This window comes from Acinetobacter sp. YH12151 (genome assembly GCF_013418355.1).
Lineage (GTDB): Bacteria > Pseudomonadota > Gammaproteobacteria > Pseudomonadales > Moraxellaceae > Acinetobacter > Acinetobacter pseudolwoffii.
This window is the reverse complement of the sequence record NZ_VPCG01000034.1, coordinates 12,275-31,723: the sequence shown is the minus strand read 5'-3', so window position 1 is coordinate 31,723 and position 19,449 is coordinate 12,275. Positions and strand designations below refer to the sequence as shown.

At 44.4% G+C, this 19,449-nt stretch carries 20 protein-coding genes and 1 pseudogene; 8 read left to right on the top strand and 13 right to left on the bottom strand.

From position 1 onward, the window contains the following. A pseudogene (locus FTU82_RS11975) lies at positions 1–110 on the top strand (IS5/IS1182 family transposase); the annotation flags it as partial. A 126-nt stretch (positions 111–236) separates the two neighbouring features. Here the strand turns inward: FTU82_RS11975 and FTU82_RS11970 are convergent. Continuing rightward, positions 237–1,379, bottom strand: a complete 1,143-nt coding sequence (locus FTU82_RS11970) for an acyl-CoA dehydrogenase family protein (protein ID WP_100534802.1) — start codon at positions 1,377–1,379, stop codon at positions 237–239. A gap of 152 nt (positions 1,380–1,531) precedes the next feature. Then, positions 1,532–2,875: a dicarboxylate/amino acid:cation symporter gene (locus FTU82_RS11965; RefSeq protein WP_005097464.1), complete on the bottom strand. Its 1,344-nt coding sequence runs from the start codon at positions 2,873–2,875 to the stop codon at positions 1,532–1,534. Positions 2,876–3,282: 407 nt separating this feature from the next. On the opposite strand from FTU82_RS11965, the gene FTU82_RS11960 reads away from it, so the two are divergent. Further along, entirely contained in the window at positions 3,283–4,284 is a 1,002-nt protein-coding gene (locus FTU82_RS11960; RefSeq protein WP_180086327.1) for a glycosyl transferase family protein, read from the top strand. Positions 4,285–4,369: 85 nt separating this feature from the next. Here FTU82_RS11960 and FTU82_RS11955 read toward each other — a convergent pair whose 3' ends face one another. Together FTU82_RS11955 and FTU82_RS11950 are read right to left on the bottom strand one after the other, a co-directional pair. Beyond that, positions 4,370–4,642 (bottom strand): YeaC family protein, encoded by a 273-nt coding sequence (locus FTU82_RS11955; protein ID WP_005097466.1) that lies wholly within the window; start codon positions 4,640–4,642, stop codon positions 4,370–4,372. A gap of 3 nt (positions 4,643–4,645) precedes the next feature. Beyond that, the gene (locus tag FTU82_RS11950; protein WP_005097467.1) at positions 4,646–5,584 is read right to left on the bottom strand and encodes an NAD(+) kinase; all 939 of its coding nucleotides are present in this window, start codon (positions 5,582–5,584) and stop codon (positions 4,646–4,648) included. Positions 5,585–5,776: 192 nt separating this feature from the next. On the opposite strand from FTU82_RS11950, the gene mrcB reads away from it, so the two are divergent. Both mrcB and FTU82_RS11940 read left to right on the top strand, forming a co-directional pair. Beyond that, positions 5,777–8,170 (top strand): penicillin-binding protein 1B, encoded by a 2,394-nt coding sequence (mrcB, locus tag FTU82_RS11945; RefSeq protein WP_180086329.1) that lies wholly within the window; start codon positions 5,777–5,779, stop codon positions 8,168–8,170. A 14-nt stretch (positions 8,171–8,184) separates the two neighbouring features. Beyond that, positions 8,185–8,727 (top strand): hypothetical protein, encoded by a 543-nt coding sequence (locus FTU82_RS11940; protein ID WP_100329188.1) that lies wholly within the window; start codon positions 8,185–8,187, stop codon positions 8,725–8,727. 37 nt (positions 8,728–8,764) lie between these two features. Here FTU82_RS11940 and FTU82_RS11935 read toward each other — a convergent pair whose 3' ends face one another. Further along, entirely contained in the window at positions 8,765–9,664 is a 900-nt protein-coding gene (locus tag FTU82_RS11935; protein WP_180086331.1) for an NUDIX domain-containing protein, read from the bottom strand. A 139-nt stretch (positions 9,665–9,803) separates the two neighbouring features. On the opposite strand from FTU82_RS11935, the gene hemP reads away from it, so the two are divergent. Further along, the gene (hemP, locus tag FTU82_RS11930) at positions 9,804–9,974 is read left to right on the top strand and encodes a hemin uptake protein HemP (protein ID WP_005170213.1); all 171 of its coding nucleotides are present in this window, start codon (positions 9,804–9,806) and stop codon (positions 9,972–9,974) included. 76 nt (positions 9,975–10,050) lie between these two features. Here hemP and FTU82_RS11925 read toward each other — a convergent pair whose 3' ends face one another. The 4 genes from FTU82_RS11925 to FTU82_RS11910 all read right to left on the bottom strand — a co-directional run bounded on the left by FTU82_RS11925 (position 10,051) and on the right by FTU82_RS11910 (position 14,429). Next, on the bottom strand, positions 10,051–11,376 hold the full coding sequence (locus FTU82_RS11925; protein ID WP_180000426.1) for a HAMP domain-containing sensor histidine kinase: 1,326 nt from the start codon (positions 11,374–11,376) through the stop codon (positions 10,051–10,053). Between the two features lie 2 nt (positions 11,377–11,378). Further along, positions 11,379–12,044: a response regulator transcription factor gene (locus tag FTU82_RS11920; RefSeq protein WP_180086333.1), complete on the bottom strand. Its 666-nt coding sequence runs from the start codon at positions 12,042–12,044 to the stop codon at positions 11,379–11,381. A gap of 153 nt (positions 12,045–12,197) precedes the next feature. Then, on the bottom strand, positions 12,198–12,575 hold the full coding sequence (locus tag FTU82_RS11915) for a NirD/YgiW/YdeI family stress tolerance protein (protein ID WP_005097478.1): 378 nt from the start codon (positions 12,573–12,575) through the stop codon (positions 12,198–12,200). A 96-nt stretch (positions 12,576–12,671) separates the two neighbouring features. Beyond that, complete coding sequence (locus FTU82_RS11910; protein WP_180086335.1) at positions 12,672–14,429, bottom strand: GspE/PulE family protein; 1,758 nt, start codon at positions 14,427–14,429, stop codon at positions 12,672–12,674. Positions 14,430–14,638: 209 nt separating this feature from the next. Between FTU82_RS11910 and FTU82_RS11905 the strand changes: the two genes are divergently transcribed. Further along, complete coding sequence (locus tag FTU82_RS11905; RefSeq protein WP_180086337.1) at positions 14,639–15,889, top strand: MgtC/SapB family protein; 1,251 nt, start codon at positions 14,639–14,641, stop codon at positions 15,887–15,889. Position 15,890: 1 nt separating this feature from the next. Here the strand turns inward: FTU82_RS11905 and tsaA are convergent, their stop codons facing one another. After that, positions 15,891–16,610 carry a tRNA (N6-threonylcarbamoyladenosine(37)-N6)-methyltransferase TrmO gene (gene tsaA / locus FTU82_RS11900; protein WP_180001325.1) on the bottom strand — a complete coding sequence of 240 codons (720 nt, stop codon included), beginning with the start codon at positions 16,608–16,610 and terminating at the stop codon, positions 15,891–15,893. A 105-nt stretch (positions 16,611–16,715) separates the two neighbouring features. Between tsaA and FTU82_RS11895 the strand changes: the two genes are divergently transcribed. Beyond that, on the top strand, positions 16,716–17,495 hold the full coding sequence (locus tag FTU82_RS11895) for a ferredoxin--NADP reductase (protein WP_005097483.1): 780 nt from the start codon (positions 16,716–16,718) through the stop codon (positions 17,493–17,495). Between the two features lie 77 nt (positions 17,496–17,572). Here the strand turns inward: FTU82_RS11895 and FTU82_RS11890 are convergent, their stop codons facing one another. The 3 genes from FTU82_RS11890 to FTU82_RS11880 all read right to left on the bottom strand — a co-directional run bounded on the left by FTU82_RS11890 (position 17,573) and on the right by FTU82_RS11880 (position 18,830). Continuing rightward, positions 17,573–17,749, bottom strand: a complete 177-nt coding sequence (locus FTU82_RS11890) for a hypothetical protein (protein WP_005097486.1) — start codon at positions 17,747–17,749, stop codon at positions 17,573–17,575. An 18-nt stretch (positions 17,750–17,767) separates the two neighbouring features. Then, positions 17,768–18,019 (bottom strand): hypothetical protein, encoded by a 252-nt coding sequence (locus tag FTU82_RS11885; RefSeq protein ID WP_180101365.1) that lies wholly within the window; start codon positions 18,017–18,019, stop codon positions 17,768–17,770. A gap of 187 nt (positions 18,020–18,206) precedes the next feature. Beyond that, positions 18,207–18,830 (bottom strand): cation transporter, encoded by a 624-nt coding sequence (locus FTU82_RS11880; RefSeq protein WP_100329024.1) that lies wholly within the window; start codon positions 18,828–18,830, stop codon positions 18,207–18,209. Positions 18,831–18,915: 85 nt separating this feature from the next. Here FTU82_RS11880 and FTU82_RS11875 point away from each other — a divergent pair, with 85 nt between their 5' ends. Next, on the top strand, positions 18,916–19,326 hold the full coding sequence (locus FTU82_RS11875; protein WP_005097491.1) for a Cd(II)/Pb(II)-responsive transcriptional regulator: 411 nt from the start codon (positions 18,916–18,918) through the stop codon (positions 19,324–19,326). The last annotated feature ends 123 nt before the right edge of the window (positions 19,327–19,449 follow it).

Genomic DNA, 19,449 nt, shown 5'->3' with positions numbered 1-19,449 from the left:
AACTTAAACATTTTCGGATATTAACAGAACGCTATAGAAATAGACGGAAACGCTTTGGTCTAAGAATGAATTTAATTGCTGGAATGGTGAATTGGATGCTCTTAAATTAACTTTCGCAAGAGATCTAATGTTTGAATGTCTTGAAATCATAAAATTTAAAACAGAGTCACGGCTCTTTGCTATAGCTTGCCTGTAAAAAAAGAGTCCTTAAAAAGGACTCTTTTTTCATTAATAAATTAACGTCCTAACAGACCACGCGCTACAATTTCTTTCATGATTTCATTGGTACCGCCATAAATCCGTTGAATACGGGCATCGACAAAGAAGCGTGAAATTGGATATTCAGTCATGTAGCCATAACCACCAAAGAGCTGAAGCAGATTGTCAGCAATCTTCATCTGCATATCGGTAGAAAAACTTTTCAATGCCGCTGCAGTTTCGACATCCAGTTTCCCTTGCATATAAAGCTCAAGATTCTGGTTATAAAAAGCTGCGGTCGCCAATTCATCAATTTTCGCTTGTGCCAAAACAAAACGAGTATTCTGGAATTGACCGATGGCCTGACCAAAAGCCTGACGCTCTTTCACATATTGCGTGGTCACATCAATAGAACCACGAATTGCACCCAAGGCTGTTGCTGCGATGGCGGTACGCTCACGCGGTAATTCCTGCATCAAATAAGCAAAACCCTGCCCCGGTTGACCGAGCAACTGGTTTTTCGGCACCTTAACATTGTCAAAGAACAGTTCCGAAGTATCTTGCGCATGCAGGCCAATCTTGTCCAGATTAGTGCCTTTTTTAAAGCCTTCCAGATGCGTGTCGGCCAGTAACAAAGAAACGCCTTTGGCACGCGCTTGCGGATCAGTTTTGACTGCCAGTACTACCAGGTCGGCATGCTGACCATTGGAAATAAAGGTTTTTGAGCCATTTAATACATAGTAATCATCCTGCAAGATGGCACTGGTACGCATGGCTTGCAAGTCTGAGCCGGCACCTGGCTCGGTCATACCAATCGCACCGACCACTTCACCGCTCACCATTTTCGGCAACCAGTGTTTCTTCTGCTCTTCAGTTCCAATATGCAAGATATAGGGTGCAGCAATATCCGAATGACAGGACAACCCTGTAGAAATGGCACTGTATCCGGCACGTGCAGACTCTTCAATCAGCATCAATGAATAATCGGTTGGCACCCCATAGCCGCCATATTCCTCCGGAACATCGACACACAAGAAACCATTTTCACCAAGTGCATTCCAGACTGAACGTGGCATCAGGCCTTCGTGCTCCCATTGTTGATAATACGGTGCGACATGTTCATTCATAAAGCGTTTAAAATTGTCGCGGAATAATTCTAGATCGGCATCGTAGGCAAGCATTCTGTTGTCCTTATACTGTTTATCGTTTTATTTCCTGTTTTACAGACTATCTACTTTCAGCTTTACTGTCATGTACTGGCATCTATCTTTTACTAACTTTGCAGTCAATAAAAAAGGAAGCCGAAGCTTCCTTTTTCTTTCAAACATTAGAATTAATGGGCGTTATTGCCTTCTTGCGCCATTTTTTCATCAATTTCTGATGGATTTGCCAATGCATAGTTCAGCTTGTCCATATCGAGCTGGCCTACCCATTTTGCAACAACCAAAGTCGCCAAAGAGTTACCCACCAGATTGGTCAAGGCACGCGCTTCAGACATGAAACGGTCAATACCGAGAATCAAGGCCAGACCTGCAACAGGAATATTGCCCACAGCAGCCAAGGTTGCTGCCATCACAATAAAGCCAGAACCCGTGACACCTGCCGCACCTTTAGATGAAATCAACAGTACCAGAAGAAGGGTAATCTGATGAGACAAATCAAGTTGTGTATTGGTCGCCTGCGCAATAAAGATCGCAGCCATGGTCAAATAGATTGAAGTTCCATCCAGGTTAAATGAATAACCGGTTGGAATCACCAGACCTACCACTGATTTTTCAGCACCAGCAAGTTCCAGTTTTTTCAACATACGTGGCAATACTGATTCTGAAGAAGAAGTACCCAGTACAATCAGCAGTTCTTCACGAATCAGGCGAATCATCTTCATGATGCTGAAACCCGCAAAACGCGCAATTGAACCCAGTACGATGAAAATAAACAGTACGCAGGTGATATAGAAACAAATGATCAACTGTGCCAGCTGAGCAAGCGAACCAATACCATATTTACCAATGGTAAAGGCCATTGCACCAAATGCACCGATTGGCGCAAGTTTCATTATCATGTTCACAATATTGAAGAATACATGTGAAATCTGGTCGATGAGTTTCAGGACTGGCTTGCCTTGATCACCCAGCTTATGCAGCGCGAAACCAAAAATGATCGCGAACAACAGAACCTGTAGAATTTCGCCTTCCGCAAATGCACCTACCACCGTATTTGGAATGATATTCATCAGGAAGTCGATCGTCGACTGTGACTCACCTGTAGCGACATATTTGCTGATGCCCGTGGTATCCAGTGATGCAGGATCAACGTTCATGCCTACACCTGGCTTGACGATGTTAATCACCACCAGACCGATGACCAACGCAATCGTGGAGACGATTTCGAAGTAAAGTAAAGCAACACCACCAGTTTTACCCACTGATTTCATGCTTTCCATACCCGCAATACCGCTGACCACAGTACAGAAAATCACCGGTGCGATGATCATTTTGATCAGGCGGATAAATGCATCACCCAGCGGTTTAAGCTGTTCACCCAAGCCAGGAACATACTGTTCTACACCATTGATAATTTGCGTACCACTCGGCGAGAAATGCCCGACCAGAATACCTGCAATAATGGCCACAATCACCTGAAAATACAGTGACTTATAAATCGGTTTTTTCGCCATAATAAATCTACTTGAACGATATCTGAAAATAAAAAGACCATTTTGAGAAATGCACTGATCTGTTCATCTGCTCTGAAGATGAACTGGATCAAATCTCAATAGGCTCAAGAGAATGTTCAAAATGAAAATCAGCCACGCATTCAATCTGACGCGCAGCATCAGACCAAAGTATTAAATGGGAGAAAGAGATTAAGAAAACTTAAACAAACTCTAAAAATTGTCTGAATTTTACTGAAAAATCCCATTAAATGTGCATAAAGTCTTATGCAATTGCCTGCTTTTTGCTCGCATTGAATTAGACATTAGTCGATAATCAGATTTAAATGCCTGTTTTCCGTATACTGAAAGCTTTGTTAATTTTAGACCCTCCTCATTGACCCCAATATTTGCTGCAAGCTGTATAAGTTATGAAGACCAAAAGAAATATTTATAAAGATTTCGAACATCCCTTTGCCCAATATGTACGCATCGTGGGGAAAGGAAAAAATGGCGCCCGCTCCCTCAGCTATGATGAAGCCTATCAAGCCTTTAGCATGATTCTGAAAGATGAAGTGCTCGATGTGCAGCTAGGGGCGTTCTTGATGTTATTGCGGGTCAAAGAAGAGTCTGTAGATGAGTTAGCCGGTTTTGTTCAGGCCACACGCGACCAGCTTGACTTTAAGCAGCTGGATGTCGATCTGGACTGGTCCTCTTATGCAGGCAAGCGCAAGCATTATCCATGGTTTATTCTGGCAGCACTGACGTTGGCCAAGCATGGTTATACTATTGTGATGCATGGTGCCGCTGGTCATACCATGAACCGGGTTTATACCGAACAAGTGTTAACTTGCTTAGGCTATCCAATCTGTCAAAATGATGATGAAGTGGAGCAGCAATTACAGCAACGACATTTTGCCTATATCCCGTTAGAGGTGATTTCTCCGATTCTGGCAGATCTGATTGGCCTACGAAATGTAATGGGACTGCGCTCCCCGATTCATACGCTGGCTCGTTTAATTAACCCGTTTAATGCCAAAGCAACGCTGCAAGCAATTTTCCATCCGGCGTATCGGGGTTCGCACCAACAGGCGGCTTTCCGCTTAGGTTATAAAAATAGTGCGGTAATTAAAGGTGAAGGGGGCGAATTTGAGCGTAATCCGGATGCCAAAACTTTGATCTGCGGTATTAAAGATGGCGAACTGTACGAATATGAACTACCGAAACTGACTGACAATCGTAGTCCGGTTGAGGAAGAACTGGATCTGGCCTTATTTAAAGCAGTATGGGATGGTCAGCAAAGCCATGAATATGGCGAGATTGCGGTTACGGAAACCATGGGCATTGCGTTGTATAGCATGGGTGCATGTAAAAGCTATGAAGTTGCGATGCAAAAAGCCAAAGAATTATGGGTGAATCGTCACACCGTTTAAACTTTGAAATGTGTAGAAAAAAAGCATTGTTCCTTCATTGAACAATGCTTTTTTAAATATCTTTCGACTGACTCGACCTCAGTGCTTAGACAAAACGAATTGGCTTGAATTCCGGTTCATTCTTGTGATGATCATCATCACATTCCTCGCCTTCTTCTTTAGTACCGCGATCGATAAAACCGCTGCGCTCATTTTCAGGCAAGTTTTTCATTTCCCAGGCATAGACTGCCTGCATACAAGTCTGGCGTTGTTCCTGAGTTAGGGCTACACCATTTGGCCACTTTCCAATTTCAATTGCTGTTCTTAGGCGTTCAACAATCTCAGGATTGAGTACGGCAAGCATTTGTTCAATATTCATGATTTAATCCTGCTTAAAATAATCAAAGTCCTGATTCCACCCCAGTTTGGTTCGACAGGCATTATAAAAGTCATAGCCCGGTGGATGCAGAAGATTCAGTTTAAAGGGATGCTTGCGAATATGGACGCTATCGCCAACATTCAAAGACACACTGTGTTGTCCATCCGCACTGACCATCGGCAGTACGCGATTTTCACGAATCAGTAATTTAATTTCGCTGTGTCCACCGACCACAATCGGGCGTGAAGACAAGGTATGCGGATGCATCGGCACCAGCGCAATCGCATCCATACTCGGATGGACAATTGGCCCGCCCCCAGAAAGTGCATAAGCCGTAGAGCCGGTCGGCGTCGATACAATCAGGCCATCACTGTGCTGACGATAGACATACTGTCCGTCAATATTCAGTTCAAAATCGATCATATGCACCGATTTTCCTGAATGCAGTACCACATCATTCAGTGCAATTGCATCGTAAATCACTTCGCCTTTGGAGCGAATTTCGACTTCGAGTAAAAAACGTCGCTCAGTCTGAAAATCACCTTTTAACACCTGATCCAGCTTAAAGATGACTTCGGTTGGCTTGATGTCGGTTAAGAATCCCAGACGCCCCCGATTAACGCCAATCACAGGAGTATTGTACTTGACCAGTGCGCGTGCTGCATGCAAAAGCGAACCATCCCCTCCTACCACAATGACCAGATCAACGACTTCACCAAGTAAAGCACGACTGACAGTTTGGGTATTGTTATATGGAACGAGTTCAGCTGTCGCTGCATCAAAAACAGGATGTAGGCCTAAATTCAGAAGATGATCATGAATAAGACATAAGGTTTCAACCACCGATGATTTATCAGGACGTCCTATTAACCCGATATTTCGAAAGGTTTTATGGGAAATTTGCACCAGTGTCGTCGCTCCGCTACGGATCTTGCATATCATAGCATTAAGCTATACCTGGATGATAATTTATAACAGGATGCTAGCTCGTCGCAAATTATTTGAAATATATTTGAATTAAGGAGAAATTGTGGGCTTTGATTTTAATTTTAAGCGCATTTATTGATTAAATATTGCAAAATGATTAAAAGCTTCGCATGATTAGCACAATTTCACAGGATCTTATAAGTATTTATGAAATCTGAACGTGGCATGGGGTTTTTTGCCTTAATTTTCTCGATTTTAGTCATTTCCATCTTTGTCGTATTTAGTATTTACCTGATTAAATTAGATAATATTGTACGCGAAAAATTTGAAGGTCAACGCTGGGATATTCCGGCGAAAGTTTTCGCACGTCCAATGGAAGTGTACGTCAATGCCCCAGTCAGTCAGCAGGATTTCCAACAAGAATTAAAATTACTCGGTTATAAAAACTCGGATAGTTATGCCAAGTCGGGCAATTTTGTCACTATGGGAAATACTTTATATGTACATACCCGTGGCTTTGATTTTGGTGATCGGGTTGAACCGGAACAAGTTCTGAAAGTGAGTTTTAGTGCTAATCAAGTGACTGAGGTTAGCGCCACCAAGCCATCTTCTAGCGGTATTGCCCGACTGGAACCCTTATTGATTGGTGGAATTTATCCACAGCATAACGAAGACCGGGTACTGATCAAGCTGAATAAAGTGCCTAAACCCTTGATCGAAGCGCTCATCGCAACTGAAGACCGTAAATTCTATGAACACCATGGCGTATCTCCACGCGGTATTGCACGTGCTGTTGTCAGTAATATTACCGGTGGCAAACGTCAGGGTGGCTCGACTTTAACCCAGCAACTGGTGAAAAATTTCTATTTAACGCCTGAGCGTACCTTAAAGCGTAAAGTCAATGAAGCCTTTATGGCCATGCTGGTTGAATTACATTATGACAAGAATGAAATTCTGGAAGCTTATCTAAATGAAGTGAATCTCGGCCAAAATGGTAACTATTCAATTAATGGTTATGGCTTGGCTTCTCAGTTTTATTTTGGTCTGCCACTGCGTGAACTGAATATTTCCCAGCAGGCTTTTTTAGTCGGTCTGGTACAAGGCCCGAGTCTATATAACCCATGGCGTAATCCTGAAAGTGCGAAAAAACGCCGTGATATCGTCCTGAATAATATGCTGGTGATGGGCTATCTAAGCCAAGAACAATATGAAAAAGAAACCGCACGTCCATTGAACGTGATTTCAAAACCAACCTTGGGCCCTGCACGTTTCCCGGACTTCCTGGATATTGTGCGTCGTCAATTACGCACTGACTATCAGGAAACTGACCTGACCAATCAGGGTCTGCGTATTTTCACCACGCTGGATCCTTTGGCTCAAACCCGAATTCAGGACAGTTTTAAGCAGACAGTCGCACGTTTAACCAAATCTAATCCGGGCCGTTTAAAAGACTTGCAGGGTGCAGTTTTGGTATCGCATCCGGAAAATGGTGAACTGGTTGCAGCAGTCGGCTCGACTCAAGACTTTACCGGTTTTAACCGTACAGTAGATGCCAAACGTCAGGTGGGTTCATTATTAAAGCCTGTGATTTACCTGAGTGCACTGGAATCAAATCGTTACCATTGGGCCAGTCCGATTGAAGACAGTGAAATTAGTGTACAAAGTGATGGTAAGACCTGGACGCCGAAAAACTACAGTGGCCGTGGACATGGTGTCGTACCGATGTCACAAGCGCTGTCACAATCCTATAACCTGTCTACTGTACGTTTAGGACAAGAATTTGGTCTGTCTACCTTTATTAATCATCTGAAAAAATTTGGCGTCACTTCCGATATTCCATCCTATCCGTCTATTTATTTAGGTGCGGTGGATATGTCGCCAATGGAGGTGATGAATATTTATGGTAACTTCGCCACAGGTGGCTTTAAATATCCAACCAAGTCAATTCGTTCTGTGGTCGATGCCAATGGACGGATACTCGACCGTTATAGCTTAAGCGTACAACCGACCATTGACCCGGCTTCAGCCTATGCCCTGAATTATGGCCTGCAACAGGTGATGTCGAGCGGTACAGGCCGCGCAGCTTATAACAGCCTGCCAAGCAGCCTGAATCTTGCAGGTAAATCAGGTACTACCAATGACAGCCGTGATTCATGGTTTGCCGGCTATTCAGGTAATTATATGACCGTGGTCTGGCTGGGTCTGGATGACAACAAAGTGACTGGTTTAACCGGTTCCTCTGGTGCACTTCCAGTCTGGGTCAATGTCATGAAACAGCTACGTCAGAAGCCGGTCAATCTGCCACAACCGAATGAAATTCAATGGCACTGGCTGGATCGTTATACCGGCTTGTTGTCTGCGCCAGGCTGTGAAGGTGCCATGTATATTCCGATTTCGCAGCATTCGCTACCGAATCAGGCCACCCCTTGCGGTCTCTCGCGCTACGTGACGGAACCAGTGACCATCGACTCGGAACCTTCTTCTTCCAATCCGGACGAGATGGATGATATCAGCCGTTATATACAAGAAAGTGAAACAGAAATAGAACGCGATCTTGCCAACGAAACCCGTATTATCTCGAGTGGAAGTTATAGCCATTAATTGAGTCTATGTTTATGTTACAAAAAATCATCCCTGGCCTGCTCATCCTCAGTTTGGTGGGCTGCCAAAGCTTTCCTGAGCCAGAGCCAGCTGCTCCAGCCAAACCTGCAACAGAAAAGCCTAAACCACAGACCCCAGACGGCGTCGTGATTACGCCTTATGACCGTCCTGAAATCAAACGCCAGAAAATTGTAATTCCTGAGCAAAAGCCTAAAAACCAGAAATTTGATGATGGCCGTAATCTGCCTGCTTTCAAGCGTCTTATGCAGCAAACCCAGCAGGCCTATGCCAAGCAGCAATTTTCTCAGGCCGAAGCAGCAGCGGTACAAGCCCAGCGCCTGGCACCTCAAGCATCTGAAACTTATCTGTACCTGGGCATGATTGCGAACCGCAAAAATCAGCCTGCACGTGCAGATGCTTTTGCATTACGTGGCCTGAGCTATGCGCAATCAAATGCGATGAAGAAACAGCTCTGGCAGGTTCGTTTAAAGGCTGCACAACAGCAAAAAGACACCAAAGCCATTCAAAATGCCCAGCAGGCTTTAAAAAAACTTTAATATCTTAATTATAACTTACCAATAAAAAGCAGCTTACTTATATATTGCTTATACCTGCAATACCATAAGCATGCCGGCCTTGTGCATAGCTCAGATCTTCTGTTTTCAGCCCGCCCAAGGCAAATACCGGAATTTGTACCTGGGTTGCCAGCTGTTGGAACTGCTCCCAGCCCAATGTCTCAGTACCCGGGTGTGTCGGTGTCGCCAGCACCGGACTGAGCAAAGCTGCCTCACAGCCAATCTGTTCAGCCTGCTGTAATGTCGCCAGATCATGGCAAGCTGCAATATAACGATAGCCTCGCAGTAACTGACCGGCTTGCAAGGCCACTAACTGGGACTGTTTCAGGTGAAGGGTGCGAATCGTTTGCTGTTGCAATTCGTTAAGCTGTGACCAGAGCTCCTGATTAATTATTAGCTTGGAAAGCAGCTCAATCGGAAGCTGTTGTAATTGCATAACGCGTTCAGGTGTAATTGCCACTCGCCAATACAGCATCAGATCCGGATCGAGTTGCTGCAAAGTCGCCAGATCCTCTGCAATCTTGATGCGCTGCGGCCATTGCAGCTTTTGCAGCATGGACTGGTTGGCTTTGGGAAAATTCAGACTGCTCAGCTGTTCACGCGCATACCAGCTCCAGGGTGGTTGAATTCCTGACAATTGTGACTCAGACACTGACGCATGAAATATATGTAGGTTGACAATGACATCTTCATATTCATGACAGATAAAATCGAATGCATGCCACTGATCCAGATCAATCCCGACCTCTTCCAGCACTTCACGTCGACAGGCTTCAACCGGTTGCTCACCCGATTCTACTTTTCCACCTGGAAATTCATATTTGTTGCCTTGATGCTGACTGGCTTCTCGCCACCCCACAAGCACTTGATTTTTATGAAATAAGATTGAAATCGCAACATGAATATTGGGTTTAGACATCATTTTACTGCACTCGAAGTTTTACAGATTGTAAGCAAATTGCTCTATTTTATAAATTACAGAATTATTCATTGACAGACCTATTCGATAATGATTATCATTTAAATCAATCCAAAACAGATACCACGGAGTCGATGGAATGAACGCACCTTTTAGCTTGTTTAGCCGTAATAACGATAGCCATCATGCACTACCCATGCTGCACTCAAATAATCTTTTCGCACTTGGGCGTGAAATTAGAATCATGCATGCTGGTGAAGAATACCGTTTACGCCTGACCCGTAATAATCGCCTGATCCTCACAAAATAACGATAACACTCTAATCATAATAAACGTGGGAACCAGCAGTATGAATCAGCGCATACTGCTTTTTTAGCGAACTGAATTACGATTTGGCAAAACTGAGTACAACTTTCAGTCCGCCCAAATCAGAGGCCGCAATCTCAATTTCTGCTGCGTGTAATTGCATGATCTTACGACAAATCGACAGCCCCAAACCCGATCCTGAGGTACGTGTGCCTAAAGCACGATAAAACCGTTCTCCCAGATGTACCAATACTTCCCTTGCTATGCCTGTTCCCGAATTTTCAATCACTAAGCGCAAACGCCCTGCGGCATCAACATCTGTTTTTATCTCAATCCTACCTTGTTCTGGGCTATAGCGAATTGCATTATCCACCAAGTTACGAATGCAGCTAAAAATTAATTCTGCATTTGCCATGATCTGGCCATCGTCTATGCTCAGCTGCCATTTGATCTGTTTCTCTGCGGCAAAAGGCTGCAAGGCCTGTAATACCTCCTGAACAATCATTTTCAGATTTACGGCCTGTTGCGGCAACTGCTCTGCTTTTTCAGGATCCAGACGTGCCAATAAGAGTAAATTCTCCAGCACTTGCGTACCACGATTGACATCATTTTGAATCAGTTGCAGGGCTTGCGGCAACTGGGCATCATGCTGATATTGACGTTTCAATACCTGCAAACGCATCTGAATGGCAGAAAGCGGCGAGCGTAATTCATGCGATGCATCGGCAGTAAAGCGCTGTTCGGCCAGCAGTGATTTTTCCAGCCGATTCAGCATGGCATTTAACTGCTGCACAATTGGTTGCAATTCCGTGATTTCAGGATCTGGACTGTTGACCGGACTTAAATCTTCGGCCGACTTGGAACCTATGGCGCGGGAAATATTATTTAGAGGTTGTAATTGACGTTTCACGACCACATGTAAAATCAGCCATTGCAATAACCAGAGTATCAGTAAAATTCCGGCAAAACTGAAGGTGGTTTGCCATAACTCGTTAAAACGTACCGATAAAGGCTGCAGTACTTTGGCCTGCAAGCCATCCTCTTTAGCAGTTAAAATCCGGATAAAACGGCCATTTTCATAAGCAAACTGAAAGCCACTGTGTTCATTAACCCGCACACTGTTAATCAAATCATCATCGATGGACGTGGTCAAAATATCCTGATTGAGCAATAGCGCATATTGAATATCGAATTGCTCGCTGATTTCATCGACCTGATCACCTTTGGCCTGTCTGATATCACCAAGTAAGAGCTCGGAAATCTGTTCCATCAAATCATCATGCAGCTGAATGGCTTGATAACTTGAAACCCCGAGTAACAGCAACCACGCCAACAATCCTGCCAGCATGGAGCTCAGCATGGCATTCTTGATCAGGCGAGTTTGCAGGGAGACTGGTGCAGACATATTTATGCCTCGGGTTTATGCATGCGATAACCCAAACCACGGATGGTTTTAATCACCTGGCTGCCAATTTTTTTACGTAACTGGTAAATAAACACTTCAATGGCATTACTTTCAATTTCATCACCCCAAGCATACAGTGATTCTTCCAGCTGTTCACGGGTGACAATATGTTCAGGCTGCTGCATCAGCTTATATAGAATTTGAAATTCTTTCGCAGTGAGATTGATCGCTTGACCCGCTTTGGTCAGGTTTTTGGCCTGAGTGTCCAGACTAAGATCCTGCCAGTGCAGGATATGATTCGGTGTTTGCTGCTTCAGCCTGAGCTGGGCACGTACCCGGGCGGAAAGTTCTTCCAAACTAAAGGGTTTCACCAGATAATCATTCGCGCCTAAATCCAGCCCCTCGACCCGATCATCAATACTGTCTTTGGCCGTAATAAAAATCACTGGTGTATCTTGCTGTTGGCTGCGCAAACTTTTCAGAATCTCGTCTCCAGTGGCATTCGGCAGGCCGCGGTCCAGCAGAATACAGTCATATTGATGTTGCTCAATCGCCAGGATCGCATGATCACCGCGCTCTACCCGATCAATCACATAACCATCCATTTCCAGCCAGGTCTGGATACTGTCTGCCTGAGACTGATCATCTTCTGCCAAAAGAATACGCATACTCTGCTCCGTTTGCTTCCTTGTTCTATCTTGCCCTGAAAAAGTTCCAGACTCAAAAAAACCACATGCTTTTTTGTATGATTTGCATGTGGTTTTTTACAGTTTTTGAATCCAGAGCAAGCTTCAGATTCAATTCATCTGCTCATATTAGAATTAGAAACGAAGCTGCTCGACATCAATTTCAACTCGTTTTGCCGGTTTATAGTCAATATCCACTTCACCGATAATGGTCACTGGCGTTTTGGCTGAAATCGGTTTGCCTTGCCACAGTTCATCATCAATTTCTACGGTGATGCTGCCGGTGCTGTCACGGAACTGATATTTTTCATCACCGACCGCTTTAACCACATAGCCTTTAAGCTGAACATTGCTATCATCTTTCATGCCCAAAGCCTGTTTAACGGTAGTGACTTGAGCAAAAGCGGCCTGATTTACCACGGGCTGATTCACAGTTTCGTTACTCGCTACAGCTGCTGTCGCGATTGAACCCATCAGGGTGGCTGCTAAAACGGTATTCATCATCATTTTCATTACATATACCTCTATGTGTATCTGTGCTTTGTTTCGATAATGCTATTAAAACAGCCGAAGATGAGCTGAATCTTAAGAAACCCTCATTTTCAAAAATTAATTTAAGGGCACCACTCTCAAGACTTCTTCCAGTGTGGTCATTCCTTCCATGACTTTACGTGCGCCGGCAATACGCAATGGCTCTACCCCTTCTTTTTTGGCCTGCTGGCGTAACTGGTTCAAATTGGCATCGGCCCCAATCAACTGCTTGGTTTCCAGACTCAGGGGCATAAATTCGTAAATACCAATCCGGCCTTTATAACCGGTATGACGGCATTCCTCACAACCTACGGCTTTAAAAACAAATTCCGGACGCGGTAAAGGATAGTCTGCCGCCAGATGCTGCCATTCCTGTTCATTCAGGAAGCTTTCCTGCTTGCAGTGTGGGCAGAGTTTACGCACCAGACGCTGCGCCAATACCCCGAGAATGGTGGCTGCGGTCAGAAAAGGTTGCACGCCCAGATCATGCAAACGGGTCAGACTCGACGGCGCATCATTGGTATGTAGGGTAGATAACACCAGATGCCCGGTGAGTGCTGCCTGGATCGCCATATTGGCCGTATCCTGATCACGAATCTCACCGACCATGATAATGTCCGGATCCTGACGCATCAGCGCGCGCACGCCATCGGCGAAGCCCAGTTCAATACCATTATTGACCTGCATCTGGTTGAAACTCGGTTCCAGCATCTCGATCGGATCTTCAATAGTACAGACGTTGACCTGTTCCGTCGCCAGCTGCTTCAAGGTCGAATACAGTGTTGTGGTTTTACCAGAACCAGTTGGCCCGGTGACCAGAATGATGCCGTGACTGTGACTGGTCAGATTATTCCAGTCATTGAGTAAATGCCCTTCAAAACCGAGTTGCTGAAAACTTCTGACCAGAACTTCCGGATCGAAAATACGCATCACCAGTTTTTCGCCAAATGCGGTCGGCAAGGTCGACAGACGCAATTCGGTTTCCTGTCCTTTCGGCGTTCGGGTTTTCAGACGGCCATCTTGTGGCTTGCGCTTTTCTGCCACATTCATCCGGCCCAGAATCTTGATCCGGGAAATTACCGCTGTCAGCGTATTGGCCGGCATGTTATAAATGGTATGCAACACCCCATCGATTCGAAAGCGAATCTTGCCCGTACCTTTGCGCGGTTCCATATGAATATCACTGGCACCCTGTTCAAAGGCAAATTGCAGCACCCAGTCCACCAGTTTGACAATATGCTGGTCATTGGCATCCGGATTTTGCGAATCACCCAGTTGTAGCAAGGCTTCGACGCCTTTATTTTCCCGGTCATAGGCCGAGGATTTTTGTGAGCCACTGACTGCACGGCTGACCTGATAATATTCGACAATATATCGTTGTAACTGTTCTGGATTCAGCAGCACCCGTTGGATTTTTTTCGGGGAAATATTCTGTTCAAGATTAGAGACCCATTCAGTCTTATACGGCTGATCGGTCGCGATCAGAACTTTATCGGCCTGAATCTCAACGGCCAGAATATGGTTACGTAGTGCATATTCCTGTGACATGACATGGGTCAATGCCTGTACGTCGGCTTTTAAAGGATCGATGATATAGAACATTAATCCGGTTTTTTCGGCCAGCCACTGACATAAGCGGTTCAGGGTCAGCGTTGTTTGAGGATGAGATTGATCGACCAGATTAAAATTGGCAATCCACTGTAAAGGGTGCCATTTTAATTGTTCACGTTGCCGATGAGTGGTTTGTACCAGCATTCGGTCGCGTTCACTGATTTTACCGTCTTTAAAGAGTTGGTCTAGACACCATGCCGTATCAATTTCAAAGTCAAATTTCATTATTATCAGTCCCCAAACTTACCTCCACTATAACAAGTTTTTGCAGTTTTTCGCATGCTCCCCACCTGTTGAATGTACGTTTCTATTTCAATCTCAAAAAGAAAGTAAATAATGGATTTAATTACTACCGCAACATTTTTGATCTATGCAAACTCTATCTCGTCGCATATATTTTTAAATAATCAACTCTTAGCTTGCTGAGGTCACAGATGGATTTGACTGCGGTTCCCCTGCATGCGCATTCTTTTCATGAACTGCTCACGATACTCACCTCGGCATTAGGCTGCGGCCTATTGATTGGTCTGGAGCGGGAACGGCATAAGCAACGCGAACAGCAACCGAGTTTTGCCGGCTTACGTTCCTTTGCAATCTGTGCTTTATTGGGTGCACTGTGTTTCCTGTTTGGAATCGTGATTGCTGTAATAGGTGCTTTGATCGTGGGTGGCATGGTCATTTTATCTATCAAAAATCAACCAGATGATCCGGGCATTACCACAGAGCTTGCATTTGTGATGACCTATTTTATTGGCGCCATGTGTTTATGGAATATTCCTCTGGCAGCCGGTCTTTCTGTGCTCTTAACCGGTATTTTGATGGCCAAACATACCATGCACAATATTGCCGGAAAATGGATCAAAGAAGCCGAGTTCAGGGATGGACTGTTATTACTGGCCTTGATTTTGATTGGTCTGCCGCTTACCCCTGACCGACCTTTTTGGGGCGAAGTGCTTAACCCTTATCTTATTTTAAAATTACTGACCTTAATTTTAGTGGTACAAGCTCTGGCGCATATTGCGAAACGCTTTTTTTCGACTAAAAATGCCCTGATGCTATCCTCCATCGCTTCCGGTTTTGTTTCCAGTACAGCCACCATCGCACAGTTGGGCTTACAGGTCCGTAAAGGTGAAATGGATGCACGATCGAATGCCGGCGCTGCACTGATGTCCTGTATCTCGACTATTGTTTTGCTATTGATTGTGGTCGGGGGCGTATCCTGGAGCTGGCTTAAAATCCTGCTCTTGCCCTCTTTAGTTGCGGTAATCCTTCTGGCAGCCTGTGCATTTTTATTACTGCGCAAGGCAAAACCTGCTCCGAGCATGGAGTCATCAGACAGCCAGATGTTTAGCTTAAAAGAAGCTGTAATTATTGCAGTGACTTTAACACTCATTCAGGCTGGAGTTTACGGACTAGAGGTCTGGCTCGGGGATGCCGGCTTACTGGCCGGGACCTTGCTCGCCTCTCTGTTCGAGATTCATGCCGCGATGGCCAGTGTCGTCGTTCAAGGTGATCCCTCCAATCTCCGTTTGATTTACGCCCTGCTTTTAGGTCTAGGTGCTCATGCCCTGGCCAAGTCAGCCAATGCCGCTTTGACCGGTGGCTGGAAGTTTGTCCTTTATTTTGCGCCTGTGCAGATTTTGCATATGGCGGCGTTGATCGGCTTATTGTGGTGGAACCTATAATCTAGAAAGGAATATGCTGGATAGCAACAATTACCACTTGCTGAGCATAAATTTTGAAATGAATATCAACGTTTGCAAACCTCATCCCATATACCCGTTCTTCATCTTCCTGATACGCTGGTCTTGGATCTAAAGATAAGACAGCTTCTAGTTCCTGAATCGTCTGCACAGAAATTTTTCCATTTCCTAGTAATTGTTGCTTTTGCTGCTCCGCTTCATCACACCAGATGACGGTTTTACGTGATGGTTCATCCTGTGCATAACCGCTTTGTGCTTCGATGATAGCATCCGAATATTGAATATAAGGTTTGATATCCATAATTGGCGTGCCATCCAGCAAATCACTCCCCGTGACATACACCTGAACATGCTTGCCAACCTTTCTCACTTCTTTGAGTTTGACCACAGATAAACCAATCGGTGATGGACGATACATGCTGCGTGTAGCAAACACGCCTATTTTCTTGTTACCGCCCAAACGTGGCGGACGCACTTGTGGACGAAACTGGCTATTGTCCTGGTTTTTATTGTCATGAAATTGCCAGATCAGCCAAAGATGACTAAAAGCCTCAATTCCTTCAAATGCCAGCAAATCATTATAGGGGCCGACCATTTCGATATAACTTTCGACCTGCACCAGATTGGGCTGCCGTGGAATACCAAATTTTTCTTTGTAGGGTGATTGCATATAACCAATAATCGGCAACTTAATTTCAGTCATCATCACTTTTTTTGATAAGCTCAATTAAATATATTCAGTTTATAGAGAATGGATTTAGTTTAGAATAGCAAGTTGTTCTAATTTGATAACTTATTGAGACCTTTAATGGCTGCTTTTAACGTCGAAAAGATTACTCACGTCCACCACTGGAATGATACTTTATTCTCTTTTAAAACGACTCGTGACACTGCTTTACGTTTTAAAAACGGTCAGTTTGTAATGATCGGCCTTGAAGTCAATGGCAAGCCCTTAATGCGTGCATATTCAATTGCAAGTGCCAACTACGAAGAAGAGTTAGAGTTTTTCTCAATCAAAGTGCCGGATGGCCCACTGACTTCCATTCTACAAAAAGTAAAAGTCGGCGATGACATCCTGATTTCTAAAAAACCGACAGGTACTTTGGTGCTAGATGACCTGAACCCAGGCAAAAACTTGTATCTTCTGTCTTCAGGCACTGGCCTTGCACCATTCTTGGCGACCATCCGTGATCCTGAAACTTATGAACGTTTTGAAAAAATCATTATCGTGCATGGTACCCGTTTCATTTCTGAACTGGCTTATCAAGATTTAATTTTGAATGAAGTACCAAATCACGAATTCTTCTCTGAACTCGGCGCGAAAGAAAAATTGGTATACTACCCAACCGTAACCCGTGAAGAATATCCGAACCAAGGTCGCGTTACGACTGCAATTGAAACCGGCGAACTGTTTGAAAAAATTGGTCTGCCACGTTTTAACCCGGAAACGGATCGCGCTATGCTGTGTGGTAGCCCGGCCTTCCTCGACGATGTGGCTGCACTTCTAGACCAACACGGTCTAAAAGAGTCACCTAAAATGGGTGTTCTAGGCGATTACGTGATTGAACGTGCATTCGTGGAAAAATAAAATCTGATTTTAGATGATCAGAATTAAAAAACCGAAGCTTGAAGCTTCGGTTTTTTATTTGAATCGGAGTTAAAAAATTAACGATCACGACCTTCCTGATTGGCAGAACCTGAACAGCCTGCGCCACCACCAATGATAAAACCGCTTTCTGCCTTACATGAACCGATCATACGGCCATGCGAGTCAAATGTAGTCACTGTCGATGCACAGCCTGTTAATACCAGTGCCAGTGCAATAAGTGCTGATAATTTCATGATATTCCCCTGTATTCTTTATGGCTTTAAATTAATCTGGTTTTGACTTGGCAGTGCTGGCAACAAACCCGTCTTGGCATCCACGCTATTGTAATTCACACCCATCGCATTACCTGAACCACCACAATGGACACTTGCAGTTGAAAGCAGACCGCGGGTTGCTTTACATGATCCAATCACCTGACCGGTGGCATCATAAGTGATGACCATAGAGCTACAGCCCGTCATCAGCACCATGGCCGCAAGTGAAAGTAGTTTTATGAAGTTCATTGTCCCCCCTCAAAAACAATAAAAATTAAATGGTTAAGTTATATCGCTATTCTATAAATTTCGCGGATGATTCTTTCTAAAATTAGTGGATTTGTAAAGCTTTATTTTTCATCTATTTAAAACATACAGGCCATAAAAAAGCTGCCCGTTAAGCAGCTTTTTTAGGATTAAACTTAAATATTCAGAATCAGGCTGACTCATGTCCTAATGCCCGTTCTGCCAGTGCCTGCTTCACAATCTGATAACCCGCAGTTAAACCAAGACTCGCCATAATCATCGCCACTATTATATCTGGCCACAGACTGCCTGTACCAAAAACCCCGACTGCTGCCAGAATCACGGCAGCATTGCCAATGGCATCATTTCGGCTACACAGCCAGACTGACCGCATATTGGAATCACCTTCACGAAAGGCATAAAGAATGACTGCCGTAAATACATTTGCCAGCAATGCCAGCACACCAATCAAGCCCATGGTCAGTGCCTCTGGCGGAATGCCTTGCAGATAGGCATAAATGACTTTGCCCATGATCACCAAGCCAAATAAGGCCATGGTCATTCCCTTGAGCAAGGCGACTGTTGCGCGCCAGTACAGACTTGCACCGATGACCGCCAAAGAGACGCCATAATTGACGGCATCACCAAAGAAGTCCAAGGCATCTGCCCACAAAGCCGATGAATGTGCATAGGCCCCACCAATCAGTTCTACCACAAATAAAGTCAGGTTCACCACCAAGGCAATCCATAACGCCGTTCTAAACTTACTGTCAGGTTTGGGTGGAGCAGGTTCATGACTACAGCTACAGGCCATGTTGATCTTCCATACTTTCGTGCAAAAAATGAGTTAAAATAATTAGAAACTATGGACTAACTCCAAGGTCAAGCAGGAGCGAGCAATGTCGGTCTATTTAATTTCAGAAATAGCCAAAAAGACTGCTTTAAGCACAGATAGCATTCGCTTTTATGAGAAGAAAGGCTTGATACAGCCGAATTTTCGAGCAAGTAATCGCTATCGTTATTATGGTGAAGAAGCCCTGAAAAGGCTGCTTTTTATCAAACGCTGTCGTGCTTTGGACATGTCCTTAAAAGAGATTGAAGCCCTGATTAAACTCGAACAGAATCCGCAGCAGGAATGCGGTGCAGTGAATCAGCTCATCGACCAGCATTTAGAAGATATCTCCAAAAAAATTAGGGAATTACAGCTATTCGAACAACAGCTGATTGCACTTCGCAAAAGTTGTAATGTCCCGACCACCATTGATCATTGCCAGATTTTAAAAATGCTCGAACAGACTGAAAATAATTGAATATTGAATAATTTTAGTGCTTCATTTCACTCAAAATAAAACATTCTTTTTATTCTAAATGGCTTATTTCCGAGTAATTTACTGGGTTGAATCCAAATTTTAGATGGTTAGAATAAAGCCGTA

Excerpts from the sequence above, each read along its gene's own strand:
- FTU82_RS11935 (WP_180086331.1), bottom strand. The coding sequence starts at position 9,664 with ATGTCTAAACCCAATATTCATGTTGCGATTTCAATCTTATTTCATAAA.
- FTU82_RS11875 (WP_005097491.1), top strand. The coding sequence starts at position 18,916 with ATGTCGGTCTATTTAATTTCAGAAATAGCCAAAAAGACTGCTTTAAGC.
- FTU82_RS11905 (WP_180086337.1), top strand. The coding sequence starts at position 14,639 with ATGGATTTGACTGCGGTTCCCCTGCATGCGCATTCTTTTCATGAACTG.
- FTU82_RS11910 (WP_180086335.1), bottom strand. The coding sequence starts at position 14,429 with ATGAAATTTGACTTTGAAATTGATACGGCATGGTGTCTAGACCAACTC.
- FTU82_RS11925 (WP_180000426.1), bottom strand. The coding sequence starts at position 11,376 with ATGTCTGCACCAGTCTCCCTGCAAACTCGCCTGATCAAGAATGCCATG.
- hemP (WP_005170213.1), top strand. The coding sequence starts at position 9,804 with ATGAACGCACCTTTTAGCTTGTTTAGCCGTAATAACGATAGCCATCAT.
- FTU82_RS11955 (WP_005097466.1), bottom strand. The coding sequence starts at position 4,642 with ATGAATATTGAACAAATGCTTGCCGTACTCAATCCTGAGATTGTTGAA.
- FTU82_RS11895 (WP_005097483.1), top strand. The coding sequence starts at position 16,716 with ATGGCTGCTTTTAACGTCGAAAAGATTACTCACGTCCACCACTGGAAT.
- FTU82_RS11920 (WP_180086333.1), bottom strand. The coding sequence starts at position 12,044 with ATGCGTATTCTTTTGGCAGAAGATGATCAGTCTCAGGCAGACAGTATC.
- tsaA (WP_180001325.1), bottom strand. The coding sequence starts at position 16,610 with ATGACTGAAATTAAGTTGCCGATTATTGGTTATATGCAATCACCCTAC.
- FTU82_RS11880 (WP_100329024.1), bottom strand. The coding sequence starts at position 18,830 with ATGGCCTGTAGCTGTAGTCATGAACCTGCTCCACCCAAACCTGACAGT.
- FTU82_RS11950 (WP_005097467.1), bottom strand. The coding sequence starts at position 5,584 with ATGATATGCAAGATCCGTAGCGGAGCGACGACACTGGTGCAAATTTCC.
- FTU82_RS11960 (WP_180086327.1), top strand. The coding sequence starts at position 3,283 with ATGAAGACCAAAAGAAATATTTATAAAGATTTCGAACATCCCTTTGCC.
- FTU82_RS11890 (WP_005097486.1), bottom strand. The coding sequence starts at position 17,749 with ATGAAATTATCAGCACTTATTGCACTGGCACTGGTATTAACAGGCTGT.
- FTU82_RS11940 (WP_100329188.1), top strand. The coding sequence starts at position 8,185 with ATGTTACAAAAAATCATCCCTGGCCTGCTCATCCTCAGTTTGGTGGGC.
- FTU82_RS11970 (WP_100534802.1), bottom strand. The coding sequence starts at position 1,379 with ATGCTTGCCTACGATGCCGATCTAGAATTATTCCGCGACAATTTTAAA.
- FTU82_RS11915 (WP_005097478.1), bottom strand. The coding sequence starts at position 12,575 with ATGAAAATGATGATGAATACCGTTTTAGCAGCCACCCTGATGGGTTCA.
- mrcB (WP_180086329.1), top strand. The coding sequence starts at position 5,777 with ATGAAATCTGAACGTGGCATGGGGTTTTTTGCCTTAATTTTCTCGATT.
- FTU82_RS11965 (WP_005097464.1), bottom strand. The coding sequence starts at position 2,875 with ATGGCGAAAAAACCGATTTATAAGTCACTGTATTTTCAGGTGATTGTG.
- FTU82_RS11885 (WP_180101365.1), bottom strand. The coding sequence starts at position 18,019 with ATGAACTTCATAAAACTACTTTCACTTGCGGCCATGGTGCTGATGACG.